The sequence below is a fragment of the Pseudonocardia wallangbongensis genome (assembly GCF_054486945.1).
This window is the reverse complement of record NZ_JBRERS010000004.1, coordinates 124,616-140,996: the sequence shown is the minus strand read 5'-3', so window position 1 is coordinate 140,996 and position 16,381 is coordinate 124,616. Positions and strand designations below refer to the sequence as shown.

Sequence of the window (16,381 nt, the reverse complement as noted above, 5' to 3'; positions counted from 1 at the left end):
GGTCAGACCCGCCCCCACAGCGCGGCGTTCTCGCCCTCGGTGCGGCGGTAGTGGTCCTCCATCAGCTGCAGCGAGTCGCGGATTCTGAGCAGCTCGGCCTCCAATGCCACCATCGCCGAGTACGGCCCGTCCGCCGCGTCCATCACGCTGACGTTGTACGCGCTCGCGGCCTCGGCGCTCACAGGGTCGCCGAGCCATGGCTCGGGGATGTAGGCCTGCTGACGAAGCCGGCGCAGGTGCGGCCTGAGCTCAATGAGCGAGTCGTCGAACGCGGCGCGGAGCGCGGGGATCGCGGATGGCTCGATCCGCAGGGCGGCTGGTGAAAGCTGGCCGGGCATGCACCCTCCTTAGATCGGTGCTGGGCCCATCCGACGGTAGGCCCGCCCGAAGACTCAGCGGACCAAGGCGAACAGAACATGTGCAATCGTGAACGCTTCGCTGCCGCCTCAACGGTCAAGCAGGCTCTTCATCACCTCTCCCGCGACGATCTCCGCGTCACGGCACAGCTGTGCTTGCGGGATTGGGGGCCGCCGCCCACCGGTCGCGAACTGCACATCTAACAGCTGACCTGGCGCTACATCCACGACCACGGTGCAGTAGTCCGTCAACCGGGTCGGCACAGCAACCACCGCCGGAAAGCCCTGCACGGTGATGGGCCGGATCTCCGCGGCCAGCTCACCGGAAGTGAATCGCTCGATGCCTACAGTCGTCACGAGGGTGATGCCGGTCGCCACCGCCCGAGGCTCAAAACCACTGAGGTCACACGCAGGCACGTCCGCGCCCGGATACAAGCCCACCGGGGCCTGCGAGAACGCCGGCCGGCCGTCCAACCCCAGCTCCGCCCGCTGCTGCTCCGTCAGCAAGGAGCACGGGTCCACTCCGTCCAGCCGCACCTCCCGCGGCCGTGGTGGCAACTCGACCGATCCACTTGGCGGGGTATCCGGCGAGGTCGGGCTGGTCATAGGACCCGGCGAGCCCTGGATGGCGCACGCAGAAACCAGCAGCACGAGCAGTACGCCACCCGCCACCCGTCGCACGAGGAGCACGGTAGCCGCCGGGTCACGCGCGGTCATCATCCTGCGGGAAATAGCGTTCAGCGGAACGCCGCGCTCAAGCCAGATCGATCGGCCGCAGCGTGACCAGCGGGTCTTCCTCCGAGCCGAACCACAGCTGCACCCGATCGCCGGCGACCCGCGCGTCAGGGTTCGGCTGGGTCCCGCCGGAGCCCGGCCAGGGCTCGGTAGTGGTCTCGGCAATGTGGTCCTGCACCCCGCTGAGGGCCGCCCGGACCGCCGTTTCGAGGTTCTCGCGCGGATGCATGATCGCCTCGACACTCTCCATGATCGCCAGGGCGTCGGAGACGCCCACGATCCGCTCACTGTGCATCACGGCGAGTGCAGCGCCTTGAACATGCACCACGAACCCTTGCGGCATGATGTCGTTGAGCCGATCCGCGAGATCGATAGCGAGATCGCGGGTTGAGATGTTCAGCATCTGACCAACTCGTGCTCTTCTTGCCATTGGGAAATTCTGCTGTCCGATCACCCTATAGTTCCGGTATGCGACCAGCGGGCGTGCGCCAGCGCGTACGGGAGCTCCAGGAGCGGGAGTGGAACCTGGTGCACTCGTGGTCCGACCGGGCTCTACGCGTCCACGTCACCAGCTTCGTGAACCTGTGCGCCCGGCAGTGGCACCACGACCACCCGATCACCACCGTGCTGCGCCGATACCGCGAGGTCGTTGTGCTCATGGACGATCCACGACAACAACGAACCGGCAGCGACTTCGAGACGCGCTCCCTCGCGTGCGTCGACGAGCTCCGCCCCCTCATCGGCGACCTGACCGAGCGCGACCCCGCCGAGGTGGAGTTCGAGCAGCTGGAGCGCGCACGCGACCCGCTGCTGCGGATCCCGCCGAGGACAATCCTCGGGGACGCAAGTCCCGGTTGGCCGTTCAACCTGCTTTGCTGGAACGAGGCGAATTCTCTCGTCGAGGGAGTTCAGACGCCCTACCGCGCCGCTCGGCACATCGCAACCGAGGCCTTCCACGAGCCGGCCGATCCATTCGACCTCATAGCACCGATGACGGAACTCGTCGAACGTTACGAGGACCACCCGTCTTCACGGGAATCGACCGCCGCCGAGGTCAGGTCGGCACTCTCCGAATTCCTCGCTCGCGCCCCATGGCCGCACGTCGCGGATTGACCAGGTGTCAGCCCGCGGCCCGGAAGGCAGCATACCGCTCGTCGAGCATGTCCCGATCCGGTCGCTCGGCACGGACCTTGGGCACCGCCATCAAGCGCTGCCCGTGCCGCCCCTTGAGCCCGTGCTCGAGCATGGGTCCATCGATCTCCTCGAGCAGATCCGCCCGAATCTCGACGACCAGATCGGGCCGGATGCCGAGTACGAGGCAGTCGTACGCCGCGTGATGGATCTTGCACAGCGCCAGCCCGTTGCGGACGGCCGCGATCCCGGCTTCTTCCCGGTCCGGCACGATGTGGGCGGCGTCGAGCAGTTGTTCATGTCGCAGCGCGCACACCGCGCACCGCTTCTCGTACGCCCGTAGCACGGTGGCCCGGAACACCGGCTGGTGGAGCCGGTGCCTGGTCTCGCGCATGATGTAGCGCCGCACGTGCTCGTCGACGGTCCGGCCGGGCGAGACGATCCCGCGTGCGACGTCCGGATCGATGACGAACTGCTGTTCCTCGGGTTCCTCCCACAGCAGGTAGATCGGATAAATCGGTTTGTAGACGCCCTGCGCGATGCCGAAGAACCAGATCAGAGGCACGCCCTGACGCATCGCTTCGCGCAGCGCGCGATTCTCGGCGTGGTCCGGATCGTCACCACGCCACTTGTAGCGAAGCAGGCCGTCGCTGCCCACCTCGTCTGCATACGGCCGGTTCTTGCCGTCCACCCGGTAAACGGTGCGGATGGACAGCGCCGACGACAGCAGCTGAGGCTTCCGGATGCCCCGCTGAGCATCCATGAGGCGGAACGGTTGGCCGTCGACCTCGAAATCGAGCAACTCGGTCGACGAGATCGGAGTCTGCCCGTCGTTCGTGCGGACGGTGAGCCAACGCTGAGCGTCTCGCCGAACTGTGGCGTCGAAGTCATCTCCGCGGGGAGGGACGATGCTCGTCATCGTTCGAGGCCCAACCGGTGACGTTCGGCGAGGAGCACGCGCCGCTCCAGCGGCACCGACTCGTCATCGAGAACCTCTGGTCGGTGGTCGGACGTATCCACCGCCCTCCGATCTGCGTCCTTGGCCTCGCTCTTGCGCGCGAACTCGTCGAACAGCAGCCGCTTTCCCTGCTGGATCTCCCGGATCCGCTCGTCGATGCAGTCCTTGGCCAGCAGCCGGTGGACCTGCACCGTGCGCACCTGCCCCATCCGGTGCGCACGGGCGATCGCCTGCTCCTCGGTGCTCGGCTTCCACTGCGGCTCGGTGAGGATCACGACCGACGCCGCCTGCATGTTGATCCCGACCCCACCGGCCTCGATCTGGCTGAGCAGGACCGCGTGCCCGGGCCGCTTGGTGAAGTCGTCGACGATCTGCTGCCGGACCACCGGCGGCACCGCACCCGTGATCGTTCCGACCACGGCGTCGCCGAGCGTCTCGTGAATCAGCATGAGCGTGTCCAGGAAGTAGGAGAAGACCAGCACCTTCATGCCGTCCTGGGCGGCCTCCTCGACGATGTCGCGGAGCCGTTCGAGCTTCGCCGAGCTGGGCGTGACCAACGGTGCGCGGCGCATCGCCATCAGGTTCCGCTCCGAGACCGCTGCCTCGTACCGGGCCTGGTCGGTGTCGCTGAGCTGCACCCACGACTCCGTCTCGATCTTGTCCGGTAGCTCGGTGAGCACGTCCTCCTGGTTGCGCCGCAGGTACACGGGCGCGACCGCGCGGCGGAACGCCTTCGCACCGGCGACCGCGTCCGTCGCGTTGACGCTCCGCGCCACCCTCGGCTGCAGGTACCCGACGAGCGTGCGGAACTCCTCCACCCGGTTCTCCATCGGCGTGCCGGTGAGGAAGAACGTCCGCTGCGAGCGCTTCACCGCCGCCTGCACCACCTGCGAGCGCGCTGCCTCCGGGTTCTTGACGTAGTGCGCCTCGTCGACGACGAGCATCGCGACGTCGGCCTCGCGGACATCGTCCGGCAGGCGTGCGAGCGTGCCGAACGTCGTCACGGCCACGCCACCCTCCCGAAGCCAGCGTCGGCAGGCGGCCTCGCGGTCAGGCCCGTGCAGGCTGTGCGCGGCGAGCACGGTGTGCTTGGCCGTCTCGTTCAGCCAGTTGATCTGCACGCTCGCCGGGCAGATGACGAGGAAGCGCCGCTGCCCCTTCGCGGCCAGGTGGGCGAACACGGCGAGCGCCTCGATCGTCTTGCCGAGACCCATCTCGTCGCCGAGGATCGAGCGCTCCTGGTGGATCGCGTACTGCGCGCCGAAGACCTGGTAGCCGCGCAGGGTCGACGTCAGCTTCGAGGTGTCGAGCGGGATCGCGCTGATCCGCTGCCGCAGCTCTTCCGGGACGAACCCGCGCGCCGCCTCCTCGTCCTCCGCGGTGCCGGTGCCGCCGACCGTCGACAGCACCGCGTTGACGGAGGCGGCGTCGGACAGGTAGTCGCGCCAGAGCTGCGCCGGGTCGTAGCTGCGCGGGTCGACGGCCTGCTCGCGACCCTGCACCGTGTGCTGCAGGGAACGAACGCGCGGATCGGCGAGGATCGCGTCGAGCTGAGCGAGCGCGCCGAGCGCCGCGTCCTTCTTCGAGCGGCGCGAGAAGAACATCGAGAGCCGGCTGCCCGCCCGCTCCGCCTCGGCGAGAAGTGGCGCGACCTGCGTGCGGAACGCCTGCAGCGGCCCGTGCAACGCGGCCGCGGCGGCGTCCGCCGCCCGCACCCCGGCGAGGGTGGCCAGGAGCTGGGTCTGCGCGGGGTCGCGACGGTCCGGGTCGATCCGGAAGCGGACGTCCTGGTGCACCCGGACGGCGACCGTCCGCGCGGCCCGCCGGACCTCCTGCACCGTCGCCTGCCCGACGCCGGGCACCTGTTGGAGCCGGTGGTCAGGGGCGTTCAGGATGTCGGCGACGGTCCGGAAGCCGGCCTGCTCGAGCGCCCGGAACCGCACTCCTCGCCCGGCCACCTCCTTCAACGCGTCGATCGGGGTCTCGCGCAGCCGCGCGACGACGCGGTCGCCGTTGAGGATCTCGACCTGGTGGCGGGCGCTGTCGCGGAGGACCTGCGGTGCGCCGAGCAGCGCTGCGGAGTGATCGGCGAACTCGCGGGCGGTGGCGATCGTCGCCTTCGCCGCGGAGCCCACCTTGCCCCGCGCGGCGTCCCGTTGGTCCATTGCTCCCGTCCCGTCGTGATCCGCCCCTTGATCGGGTGTGCCGCCGCGATCGTTAACGAAGGGACGGACGGAACCGAGGTGGCTGCTCGTGACCCAGTACATGCCCCCGTACCCACCGCCCGGCCCGGGGTACTACCCGCCACCGCCGCAGAACGGCTTCGGGACTGCGGCGTTCGTGCTCGGTCTGCTCGGCCTGCTGTTCTCGTTCATCCCGCTGATCGGGATCATCGCTTGGCCGCTGGTGCTACTCGGGCTGATCTTCGGCGCGATCGGCCTGTCCCGGGCACGCGACAACCGCGCGACCAACAAGGGCCTGGCCGTCGCCGGCCTCGTCTGCGCACTCGTCGGCCTCGGGATCTGCATCCTGTACGCGGCCCTGTTCACCGCAGCGGTCTCGGGCGTTCCGGCCGCCGCCCCGAGTGCGGCAACGGCCGACGCGGCACCGTCGCGGCAGGAAGGCAGCACGGCTGCGGCCCGCATCGGCGACGTGGTGCAAGACGGATCCTTCACCTTCACCCTCACCGACGTGCAGACCGGCGTGCACGCCCTCGGTGACAGCTTCCTTCGGAGCGAAGCGCAGGGCACGTACGTGCTGCGCACGTCACCGTGACGAACGTCGGCACCGTGTCTGCGATGTTCACCAGCGCCAACCAGACCCTCCTCGACGCCCAGGGCCGCGAATTCGACGCCGATGCCGGCGCCGCGCTGATGAACGTGCCGGACAGCCAGTCGTTCCTCACGGACATCAACCCGGGCAACAGCGTCGACGGCGTGCTCGTCTTCGATGTGCCGGAGGGCCTCTCACCTGCGGCGATCGAGCTGCACGAGTCGATGTTCTCCAGCGGCACGCTCGTCTACCTCTTCCGCTGACCGCCCCGCACCAGCGCCGCAGCGGAGGCCGCGACGTCGTGCAGGCGGCAGGGCCAGTGTGGACGGCCGTGGCTCGCGCCGAGCGAGCAGACCCGACATCGGCCGTCAGGACCCGGCACGTGCTCGCGCAACAGCCTCTGCCAAATGAGCGGATCTCCCTCTGCGAGCACACGACTGATCACGGTGCAAGCAGACCGGCTGTTCCGACGTATCTGGCGTACGAGAGTGCGACCCGCACAAATGTGCGGGTTCAGCCAACGGCGTCGACGACCCACGCCGGATCGAATGCGGCGACTATCTCCGGCGCCGTCCCCGACTGAACCGGTTTGGGCTCACCGACCTCGCCGGTTCGCGGATCGACGAACCGGACACGCGCTCCGGCCAGTGACTGCAGGGTCGATGGCCACACGGGGTGCCCCCAGAGCCGGTTGTTCACCATCGGTACCGCAACAACCGGTACCCCAGCCCCGAGCGCATCGCAGAGGGCGCCGGCCGCGCTGGTGTCCATGATCCCGGCCACGACCTTGTTGGCCGTATTGAACGTGAGCGGGCAGGCGACGACGAGATCAGGCCGCGGCCGGTCATGTTCGGACGGCACGGCGTACCACTGGCTCGCGGCATCGGTGACGACGACCGACACACTCCAGCCCTCGCGGAAGGCGTCAGCCACCTCACCGGCACGGGCGGCAAGGGGAGCCCCACACACGACCAACGTGAGCTGCCGCTCCCCCATCAGACGGCGACGCCGGCTCGGTGTGCGAGCCCGCGTACGGCAGCAGCGCTCGTCCCTCGGGCTCGGGCCAGGAGCTGGCGGATGGTGTCGCGCGCGACGGCGTTGCGCCGAGTGACCTGTGGCGCCGCCCGCTCCACCTCCAGGAGCGCGACGAGCGCCTCGGCATCGCGGCGCCGCTGAGCCTGCGCCCAAGCGATGTCCAGTTGGACCTGCACGCGGCGGCTGCGGAGTCCCTCCGGAAGGCGATCGAGATCGACGGCCTCGGCGGCTGCGATGGCGGCTGGGGCGTCACCGAGCTCCACGGCGACCGAGACGCGGTGAATGGCCACATTGGTCGGGCCGAAGGCGGTCCAACGATGGTTGCTGTCCTCGCCGAGGCGGTCGGCGAGTCGCTGGGCGCGGCCGAGCCGCTCCTCGGCCCCCGCAGCGTCGACCCGGCGAGCGGCCGCGACCGCGGCGATGAGCCAGAGTGCGCCGGCCACACTGCACACGCCCGGCTCGCCGCCCTCGAGCTCGGCCGCGGTCGTGACCGCAAGTTCTTGAGCGAGCTCTGCCCGCGACGTGGGGAGAAGCGCGCACACGACCTGGTAGACGGCCATGCCGAAATCGGCCGGGTCCTCACTGCGTCGCGCCGCAGCCCACGCCCGATCAGCGGCGATCAGCGCAAGGTCGTGCGAACCGATCTTCGTCAACGTCTTCGCGACGACGGCGTAGCCGGCCGCGACCAGCGCCGGATCCCGCCCGTCGAGCGCCGCGATCATGCCCGGCAGGGCGGCGAGCACCTCGTCGTACCGAGCCGCCTGGTACGCGGTGTGCAGGTCGGTGACGACCGTGATGACGTCGGCGACCGGCGCGGCGGGCTCACCGATGAGCAGCGCCCGCTCGATCGCCCCGACATCGGCGTCGGGGCGCGACCGACCCAGCTCCGTCCGCTCGCCATTTCCGGTGAGGGCGACGATGTCGACTCGGAGGATTCGCGCGAGGTCGCGGAGGACGGTGTAGCTGTCGACGGTGCGCAAGCCGCGTTCGACCTGGGACAGCCAGGACTCCGATCGGCCGACCAGGCCTGCGACGGCAGCCTGGCTGAGGCCGCGGCGGCGCCGGTGGAGGGCGATGCGCCGGCCTATCGGTTCGGTCACGGGGCTGATGGTGGCACAGCCTGGGTAGACGGTAGGGCAGCGAGATTCGACCGTGGAAGAAGCGAGCGAGCTGCGCTGTGAGCGCAGCACATCCGCTGGCCGCTCTCATCGGCTCACGCTCCTGACCAACCCGCTGCCGTAGCGTGCTCGGATGTCCGCCATCGCCGACCTCGCTGCACGACTTCGCTCGTTCGCCGCGGTACGCGGCTGGGAGCCGCTCCACACGCCGAAGAACCTCCTCATGGCGCTGACCGGTGAGGTCGGGGAGTTGTCCGCCGAGCTTCAGTGGCTCTCGGAGCGCCAAGCGGACCCTGCCCTCTGGGACGCGGAGTTGCGCAGCCGCGTGACCGACGAGATCGCAGATGTGATGATCTACCTCGTCCGCTTCGCCGACGTCTGTGGGATCGATCCGGTCACGGCGGCGAACGAGAAGATCAGCCGCAACGAGACCCGATTCCCTACATCCTCTCCGGACGTTGCCGGGAGCCCGCAGGCACGCGATCGGTGCTGAGCCACACAGCCCACTCGCCATGGCTCGACGCACGCTGTGATCCTCAGAGCCGAGCGCCCCATTAGAGTGACCTGCGCGGCCCGACGGGCACCGAGCACGAGCTCGTAGCTGCCCCCACCCGCACGTCGATGACGTGTGCCCAGGTGGGGGATCTCGAGTGGCGCTGGTGCGAGACGCTGCGAGTTCGTTGCTGGTGAAGGCCGAGGCGAAGGAGCTGCACGGACTGCTCGAGCAGCAGGCGAGGATCCGCTTCGACGCTGCGACCGGGCGCAGCGAAGTCCGATCGTGGGAAATGAGCCTTCCGCCCTTCCTGGCCGATCTGCAGGAAGCGGGGCTCGGGCACGTCGAGGTGCTCCTCGAACACAAGCTGCCCTACTCCCCCAAGCGTGTAGACGCTCTACTCTGCGGCGTCCACCCGAAGACGCGTAAGCCGTCGTACGTCCTCGTCGAGCTGAAGCAGTGGACGAATGCCGAGTCGATCGACGACGAACTCGTCTACCTGCCGCACTACGGGCAACCCGTGCTTCATCCGGCCGAGCAGGTCCGCCGCTACTGCCAGCAACTCGTGGATTTCACGCCGGCACTCGCGAACGGCGCCGGTGGCGTGTACGGGATCGCCTACCTGCACAACGCCGGCGCGGAGGGCTGGCGGATGCGCCAGTACCGGCTGGATGAGTACGGCAGGCTCTACACCCGCGACGAACGCCAGGAGCTGCTCGATCTGCTCGGTTCACTCCTCAGCTCGGATCCGGCCACCCGCACGGATGCGCGACGAGCGGCCGACGACCTGCTCAAAGCGCGGACCGAACCGTCCAAGCAGCTGCTCAGCCACGCCGCCGACGAGGTGAAACACCGAGAACAGTTCGTGCTCCTCGACGAGCAACAGGTCGCCTTCAGGGTCGTGGAACAAGCCGTCGACCAGGCTTCCGACGAGAGCACAAAGACCGTGGTGGTCGTCCTCGGCGGACCCGGCTCGGGTAAGAGCGTCCTGGCTCTGAGCCTGCTCGGGGAGCTGTCGCGCGCGGGTCGGCGGGTGCTGCACGCCACCGGATCGAGCTCCTTCACCAATACTCTGCGCAAGATCGTCGTAGGGTCACGCAGCAACCGCGCCCGGCAGATGTTCGTGTACTTCAACAGCTTCATCGGCGAGCGCAAGAACTCACTCGACGTCCTCGTGTGCGACGAGGCGCACCGCATCCGCGAGACCAGCGTGAATCGCTTCACGAAGGCAGACAAGCGTGCGGCCGCGAACCGCCAGGTCGAGGAACTCGTCGATGTCGCACGCGTACCGGTCTTCCTGCTCGACGAGCACCAGGTGGTGCGCCCGGGCGAGATGGGGACCGAGGCGGAGATTCGCGCCGCCGCCGAAGCCGCAGGGTGTCAGGTTCGCGTCGTGCGGCTCCACGGCCAGTACCGGTGCGGCGGTTCCGAGCTCTACGACCAGTGGGTCCTCCGTCTACTCGGGCTCTCCTCGCTGCCACCGGTCCCCTGGTCGACACTCAGCGAGGCCACTGACGAGACGTACCGAGTCGCAGCGCTTCCGTCGCCTGAAACCCTCGAATCCTGGCTGGAGCTGCAGAATCCGGGTGGTGGCGACACCGCCCGCATCGCAGCCGGCTACTGCTGGCCCTGGAGCGACCCGATACGCACCGAATCGGGGAAAGCGCTCGTCGACGATATCGTCATCGGTAACTGGCGCCGGCCGTGGAACGCTAAACCGGAGAAGCCGGTGCCCGGTGTGCCAGCATCCCATTTCTGGGCGAGCGACCCACGGGGCTTCGGCCAGGTCGGCTGCATCTATACCGCGCAGGGCTTCGAGTACGACTGGTCCGGCGTGATCTTCGGGGACGACTTCGTACGCCGCGGTGACAGGTGGGTCGCCCGGCGGGACAGATCACACGACGGCCAGGTGCGGCGCGCCTCGCACGAGGAGTTCCCTGCTCTGGTGCGCAACACGTACAAGGTGCTGCTGACAAGGGGCATGAAGGCAACAGCGATGCACTCAGTCGACCGAGAGACCCAGGAATTCCTCGAGGGCATTGCTCGCTGACCGCTCGAGCGATCGCGGGTACAAGTAGATGCAACACCATGCATATAACGTGTGCATCATTCTCGCAGTCGCCTCTGCGAAACAATCGCATACTATGGGGCCCCGCGCCTGGATCCTGATTTGCAGGCCGACGCACCGGGACGTTGTGGCAATCTACGCCAGGGGCCAGCTCTGTGGATCGCCGAAATCGTCGCTCCCGCAAACCCGACGTCGGACCACACCATCAGGGCTACGGGAGGAGGCGAACTCCCGGTCTGCACAGACATGGATTACGATTCCGCTTGCGCGGTTCCCGCCAGCCGGCGAGTTGAGGCCGACTGCCATGAGGGCGAGCTCATGGCTTCGGCCGGCCTTCGTGTGCGAATCTCGGCCGACCTGTTGTTTCCGCTTCGCTCGAACGCGGTCCCTCTTGGTGCTGCCCGACGGTGAGACGGGCCGGCGAGCCGCTGGTGCGTCACGAACGGCACGCTGCTGACCGAATCTGTCTGCGCGGCCGGTCACGACCGGGCGATGTCCACCGCGCTGCGACTGTGGCGGCGCACGACAGCGACACATGACCAGCCAAGGTCGTATCGAAATCACAGCTCGCCGTGAAAATTCGCGCTAAGGCTTCAAAGCGGCGCAGCCATGGTCAGGCCCTCGCCATGAACACCTTCCGCGCCGCCGCCTGCTCGGGCGTCGACACGTACGCTTGGCCCACTGCGAGCTGCTCTAACGCCGCCGACATGTCCTGCCCATCCCTCCCCCGCAGAAACCCCGCGACAGTTCTGCTCTGCGGAAAGTTGCACCGGAACGCCACCTTCGTACCCGCGTTGCTCAGCACGTCCTTGTGGAAGTCGTCCACCCCCTGGCTCGCGACGACCACTGCGACGCCGTACTTCCGCCCCTCCTTCATGATCTTCGGGAGGGTGACGTCGCGGGCCAGCCGGTGCGCCTCGTCCAACACGACGGCGAGGCGGAGCTGCCCGGTCTGCCCCCACCTGAACATCTCCCGGTAGACCTTCCGCAGCACGAACGCGCCGGCAGCTATCTGGACCTGCTCCATCAGGTTGTGGATGTCGAGGACGAGGCCGCGGCGCAGGAGGTCGGCGAAGGTCTGGCCGGGGTCGTCGGTGAAGAGGCCGAAGTCGCTCAGGGGGCGGAGGCGGGCGACGACGTTGCGGCCCCGGCCGGTGCCTTCCACCTCGGCGACGGCGGCGGCGAGCTCGTCCATCGTCGGCTGGCCGGTCGGGGCGGCGGGTCCGCCGTAGCCGTGCTTCTCGTACGCCGCGCGGACGCCCTCGTAGATCACGTTGCGCTGGATCTCCCCCAGCCCGCAGACGTAGCCGACCACCTCCGACAGCTCCCAGGCCGCCTCGCGATAGCGGCGGGGGTCGTCCAGCTCGAACGGGGAGATCGGCAGGCCCTGGGACGCGTCGAGGACCGCGGCGCCACCGGCAGGCGCAGCGGCCATGTCGCCGTGGAAGTCCAGCACCAGTGCAGGAAGGCCTTGCTCGGCGAACGAGTTCAGGATTCGCCGGGTTGTGACCGACTTGCCCTGGCCGGGGATCCCGAGCACGAACAGGTGCGGGCTACCGGATGTGCTGATCCGCCAGCGGACATCCGCGGCGTGCGCGTCTTGGCCCAGCACCACGTCGACGACCTGCGGCAACACCCCGCCCTCGCTGACCGCCGCGTCAGGTCCGGCGGCCGATGCCGGCTGCCGCGGTTGCGGCGACGGGCGGGGCAGGTCTGCAGATGCACCTGGACCTGAGGACGCGCCAGGGCGGGCGTGGACGGGCTCCCGGCTTCCCGCAGCAGGGGCCGGCCTCACCGACGGGCGCGGCGGTGGCGTGTCGCCGGCACCTGACGCCGGCACGCGCCCCCGCGGCGATAGCTGGGGCCGCTCCGATGCCTGAGCAGACGAAGGCGGGGAAATCGGCGGCACGACCGGAGTTTCCGGAGCGGCAGTCTTCGGTACAGCAGACGGTGGGGCCGTCCCACGATCCGCCAGGCGCGGCCGGGGCGAGGGCCTGGCCTCCGAGTCCGCGTCAGGTGTCGGTGTCCGCACGTCGCGCCGGCTCGGAGTGAATCCCGCGGCACCCAGGTCGGTGGCCGAGAGCACGTGGATCGGCACCCCTCGGTGCTCGTTCGGCAGCCCAGCCCGGTCGCCCAGGTTCACGACGTACCCACGTCGGGCGATCTCCGGCACGAGCGCCCCGTCCTCGATGCGCTCGACGAGCCGCTCGACATCGGTCCGTCGCCGCTCGTCCAGGAGGCCCATCGCGAGCGCGCGGTCGGCGTGGTGGCGCAGGATTCCGCCGAGCCGGGCACGCTGCAGCTCCGCGTCGATCCGCGGCGGGTCGGTGCGGAAGAAGGTGGTGTGGAGCATTTCGACCGTCGCGTCGAGTTGGTCGACGATGTCGTCGACGAGTGCCATCGGCAGCGCCGTGGCGCGGCGGGTCTTGGCCTCGACGCAGTCGATGCGCAGGGTGCGCGCAGTTGTCCGGACGAGCAGGACATCGCACCGCCGAACACCGACGTCACCGGCGTGGGTGTCGCCGAAGACCTCCTGGTGCTCGTCGACCGGCACGACGATGGTGCCGTCGAGTTCACCGCGCCGGCGCAGGTGCCCCATCAGTACGGCGAGTCCGACGGCCTCCGTCGCGAGGCTGGAGCGCGCGACCAGGCGCAGTGCCAGTCGCCCGGACACCACCTGCAGGTGGTCGAGCACCGCGCGGACCGAGCTCTCCTCCGCCATCAGGTCGAGCCCGCCCATGGCGTCGGCGAGCAGCCGCTCGACCTCACCGCGGTGGGCCGTCGTCACGGTCAGCCGGGGGCCGAGTCCGTCCAGGAAGTCAGGCGCGTAGTCGAGGATGTATGGCGCGGTCTCACCGTCGACGCCGGCCGTGTACAGGTCCAGGCCGAGGTTGCGGTCAAGCGTGAGCACCCAGTCGGCGCGGTCATGGGCCGCGCGCAGGGATGCCAGCTCACCCTCACCGAGGTAGGCGGTCAGGGCCGGAACGCCGTCGCCCTGGCCGAGAGCGGTCTGGTACGCGCGATGCGCTTCCACGGCGTCGACCGCACCCTCCCGGTTCCGGGCACGCAGCGCCGGCACCGTGCGCCACACCGGCGCTCCGGGCGCACGCCGTGTCGGCGCCGGGGTCAGCAGGTTGCGGAACGATGTGGCTGCGTCCGCTGTGACGGTGTCGTCGACCTTGAACTCGGTGACCGCCAGGTCCGACACGACGCCCAAGTGCGCGGCCGCTGCGTCGGTTGCGAGCCTTTCGTGCGGCCGGACGCTCACGCCAAGGGGTGGAGTGAGGTGCGAGCGGACCCCGCTGACTTCCTGCGAGGCCACAGCGCGCTGCAGATCAGTCAAGGCGGGGACCGGATCGGTGAACGACGGGCGGCGGCTGTAGGCGGTCAGCTCCAGTCGTGCCGGTGCCGCGGCGGGGCCGTCGTCGTCGGACTCGCTGAGCACGGACTCCGCAAGCGCCCGGGCCAGGAGCTCGCCCGACCCGGCGTTGTACGCGAGCACGCGGAGGGCGTCCTGCCCGGGATTCGCCGCGCGGTACGCGGCCACCCGCTCCGCCACGGCCGACGGTGGGAGGTCCAGCGGGACGTCCCGACGATCCAGGCCGAGCACCTCGAACACGGCCTGCACGGCCGCGCCCGGCTCGGCCTCAGCGGCGTGCAGGTACACACCCGTGCCGAGCGTGGCCTCCCGGACGTACACGAACGGCAGCCCGTCCACGCCGCGAACTGCGAACGGCAGGTTGGCCGGGGTGACCCGCCGGACGAGCCGTGCGTCGACGGAGTGCCGGCGGCGCGCGGTCGAGCGGCCGACGTCCACGAGCTCCCGCGCCCACCGCGTGAGCGTGGCGTCGAACTCGGCCGCCCATGCGAGGCGCATCGGGTGCAGTGGGAGGACGAGTGTCGCAGCGATCGACGGGTGTCCGACGGTGTCGACGGACAGCCGCACCGTGTCGAGGGCCAGCAGGCCGTTGCGGACGTCAGGGTCCGTCACGGAGTCGAGGGCCCGCCGGTACGACTGGCAGTAGCTGATCACTTCCTGCCGCAGCTCGTCGTCCCAGGCGAGCGTCTCGACGACGTCCCTCGGCTTGCGGTCGGCGAGGCGGCCGAACAAGTGCCGCCTGCGCTCGGCGAAGGTGGGGGGAAGGAGCCCGTCCAGGGGCGTGAATGCTGCCGAGTCGAGCACCTCGCCGAGGCGGCCGTCCGCCTCCCACGCCATCACCCGGCCACGTTCCTCGAGGGACCGCCGCTGCAGTTCTGCGAAAGCCGGGCTGAGGGCGAGCTGGACGGTGCGACGCGCGCCGAGGCGGAGCGAAAAGGTCCCGCCCGCCCAGTGCGGCGCGTCCTCGCGGTGATCGTCCTGCCCCTCCAGAGCCGCATCGAGGCGGGCCTGGGCGAGCGAGCGGCTGGACGCGCGCCGGCTGGAGGAGTCGAACGCGCCGGTCTCCCACCGCACCGCGAACTGCTGGCTCTCGTCGACCGCATCGCCGCCCTCCTGCGGCCGCACGGGCAGACCATTCTGGTCCAGCGCAGTGAGGCGCACGACGAGGAGCGCACCGTCGCCGAGGTCCTCTTCACTCAGGTCGAGACGCACCGTTGCGCGCCGCTTGTCGCCTTTGACCGTCTGCTTCGCCACCGGCTCCGTGTCGGCGTCCCGCAGGTCCTCGGGTGGCAGAGCCTCGAGCAGCCACCGGTCGACCTTCTCGCTCTTTACCGGGTCGGTCCGCCAGGTCAGCGTTACCGAGCCCGGCGAGTCCTCCCCCGTCTCGACGTACGGCAGGTCTCCCGTGGACTCCTGGCGCAGTCGGGTACCGGGACGCAGCGTGCCGTCCTCTTTGAGGAACGGATCCAGTCGCACGCTGTTCAGGTCGCCGGTCGCGCCTTCGACGAGGGGCCATTTCTCGAAGCTCAGAGCTCCCAGTGGCTCCGGCAGGCGTTCGGCGAGGGGTCCTGCCCACGCTGCCGCATCCGACAGGTCGACGTCGGGGCGGGAGAGATAGCGGGTGATCCGGTCACGGGCCTCGCTCTCCTGCAGCTGCGCGTTCGTGAGCCGGTCAGACACCGATGCCACCGCCCGGCTCGGACGGGAGACCGCCCGGACGCAGGCGACGTTGCGCGGGAGGCGACCGACGAGCTCCGGTCCGCCCAGGTCGGGGACGAGCCCGACGATCCAGAGTGCCTGGCCGGCGGTGGCCCAGGTGGGGTCGTCGACGACGGCGGCGAGGTAGCGGGCCCACGCTTCGACCGGCCGGCTGCGGCCCAGCTCGCGTGCCAGACTCCGCACCCCGTCTGCTACCTCGCTGGTGGCGAGCGCGGCGAGCAGTTCCTCCCCGGCCTCTGCGAGCAGGGTCGCGATGTCGACACGGGCGAAGCTGTTGTCCAGCGAGCTGGCCGCGGTTCCGCTGCCCACCGGCACCATCAGCACGAGCCGCCGGCTCTTGCGGTTGCGCAGCTCGATCGCGCGCTCCGCCGGGATGGTCAGCGAATCGTCGACCTGATCGGGATGGTCCGCCAGCACATGGACATCGGTGGAGCCGGCCGGCAGCAGCTCGAAGAGCGCGTCGGCAACCCGCGCGGCGTCCCCGCGCCGGACGCTGTCGATCCGCATGCAGTGTCCGACAGCCTGCTCTCCCAACCGTCGGGCCAGCAGGTGAGCGAGCACCTCGACGACCCGCCCCGGCAGCCGCGGCTGGCCCGTCATGGGTGGGAGAAGGGTGG

At 69.6% G+C, this 16,381-nt stretch carries 13 protein-coding genes; 5 read left to right on the top strand and 8 right to left on the bottom strand.

The features are described from left to right. Nucleotides 1-2: 2 nt before the first annotated feature. The 3 genes from ACU436_RS15805 to ACU436_RS15795 form a co-directional block, all read right to left on the bottom strand. Nucleotides 3-338, bottom strand: a complete 336-nt coding sequence (locus ACU436_RS15805; protein WP_459025933.1) for a WXG100 family type VII secretion target — start codon at nucleotides 336-338, stop codon at nucleotides 3-5. A 108-nt stretch (nucleotides 339-446) separates the two neighbouring features. Further along, nucleotides 447-1,037, bottom strand: coding sequence for a DUF3558 domain-containing protein (locus tag ACU436_RS15800; protein ID WP_459025931.1), 591 nt, complete (start codon nucleotides 1,035-1,037; stop codon nucleotides 447-449). Between the two features lie 73 nt (nucleotides 1,038-1,110). After that, on the bottom strand, nucleotides 1,111-1,494 hold the full coding sequence (locus ACU436_RS15795; protein ID WP_459025929.1) for a hypothetical protein: 384 nt from the start codon (nucleotides 1,492-1,494) through the stop codon (nucleotides 1,111-1,113). Between the two features lie 125 nt (nucleotides 1,495-1,619). On the opposite strand from ACU436_RS15795, the gene ACU436_RS15790 reads away from it, so the two are divergent. Continuing rightward, entirely contained in the window at nucleotides 1,620-2,204 is a 585-nt protein-coding gene (locus ACU436_RS15790) for a hypothetical protein (protein WP_459025928.1), read from the top strand. Between the two features lie 7 nt (nucleotides 2,205-2,211). Here the strand turns inward: ACU436_RS15790 and ACU436_RS15785 are convergent, their stop codons facing one another. Then, on the bottom strand, nucleotides 2,212-3,141 hold the full coding sequence (locus tag ACU436_RS15785; RefSeq protein WP_459025926.1) for an HNH endonuclease: 930 nt from the start codon (nucleotides 3,139-3,141) through the stop codon (nucleotides 2,212-2,214). Then, a complete protein-coding gene (locus ACU436_RS15780) occupies nucleotides 3,138-5,345 on the bottom strand; it encodes a DEAD/DEAH box helicase (protein ID WP_459025924.1) in 2,208 nt (735 codons plus the stop codon). The genes ACU436_RS15785 and ACU436_RS15780 overlap by 4 nt, the downstream gene beginning before the upstream one ends. An 88-nt stretch (nucleotides 5,346-5,433) precedes the next feature. Between ACU436_RS15780 and ACU436_RS15775 the strand changes: the two genes are divergently transcribed. Next, nucleotides 5,434-5,955: a hypothetical protein gene (locus ACU436_RS15775; protein ID WP_459025923.1), complete on the top strand. Its 522-nt coding sequence runs from the start codon at nucleotides 5,434-5,436 to the stop codon at nucleotides 5,953-5,955. Between the two features lie 23 nt (nucleotides 5,956-5,978). Next, a complete protein-coding gene (locus ACU436_RS15770) occupies nucleotides 5,979-6,215 on the top strand; it encodes a DUF4352 domain-containing protein (protein ID WP_459025921.1) in 237 nt (78 codons plus the stop codon). 250 nt (nucleotides 6,216-6,465) lie between these two features. Here ACU436_RS15770 and ACU436_RS15765 read toward each other — a convergent pair whose 3' ends face one another. Beyond that, entirely contained in the window at nucleotides 6,466-6,948 is a 483-nt protein-coding gene (locus ACU436_RS15765; RefSeq protein WP_459025919.1) for a flavoprotein, read from the bottom strand. Next, entirely contained in the window at nucleotides 6,948-8,177 is a 1,230-nt protein-coding gene (locus tag ACU436_RS15760) for a helix-turn-helix domain-containing protein (RefSeq protein ID WP_459025917.1), read from the bottom strand. Before ACU436_RS15760 ends, ACU436_RS15765 begins: the two co-directional genes overlap by 1 nt. Before the next feature lie 61 nt (nucleotides 8,178-8,238). Here ACU436_RS15760 and ACU436_RS15755 point away from each other — a divergent pair, with 61 nt between their 5' ends. Next, on the top strand, nucleotides 8,239-8,598 hold the full coding sequence (locus ACU436_RS15755; RefSeq protein ID WP_459025915.1) for a nucleotide pyrophosphohydrolase: 360 nt from the start codon (nucleotides 8,239-8,241) through the stop codon (nucleotides 8,596-8,598). Nucleotides 8,599-8,755: 157 nt separating this feature from the next. After that, nucleotides 8,756-10,648: a DNA/RNA helicase domain-containing protein gene (locus ACU436_RS15750; RefSeq protein WP_459025914.1), complete on the top strand. Its 1,893-nt coding sequence runs from the start codon at nucleotides 8,756-8,758 to the stop codon at nucleotides 10,646-10,648. 631 nt (nucleotides 10,649-11,279) lie between these two features. Here ACU436_RS15750 and ACU436_RS15745 read toward each other — a convergent pair. After that, nucleotides 11,280-16,364, bottom strand: a complete 5,085-nt coding sequence (locus ACU436_RS15745) for a helicase HerA domain-containing protein (protein ID WP_459025912.1) — start codon at nucleotides 16,362-16,364, stop codon at nucleotides 11,280-11,282. Between the last annotated feature and the right edge of the window lie 17 nt (nucleotides 16,365-16,381).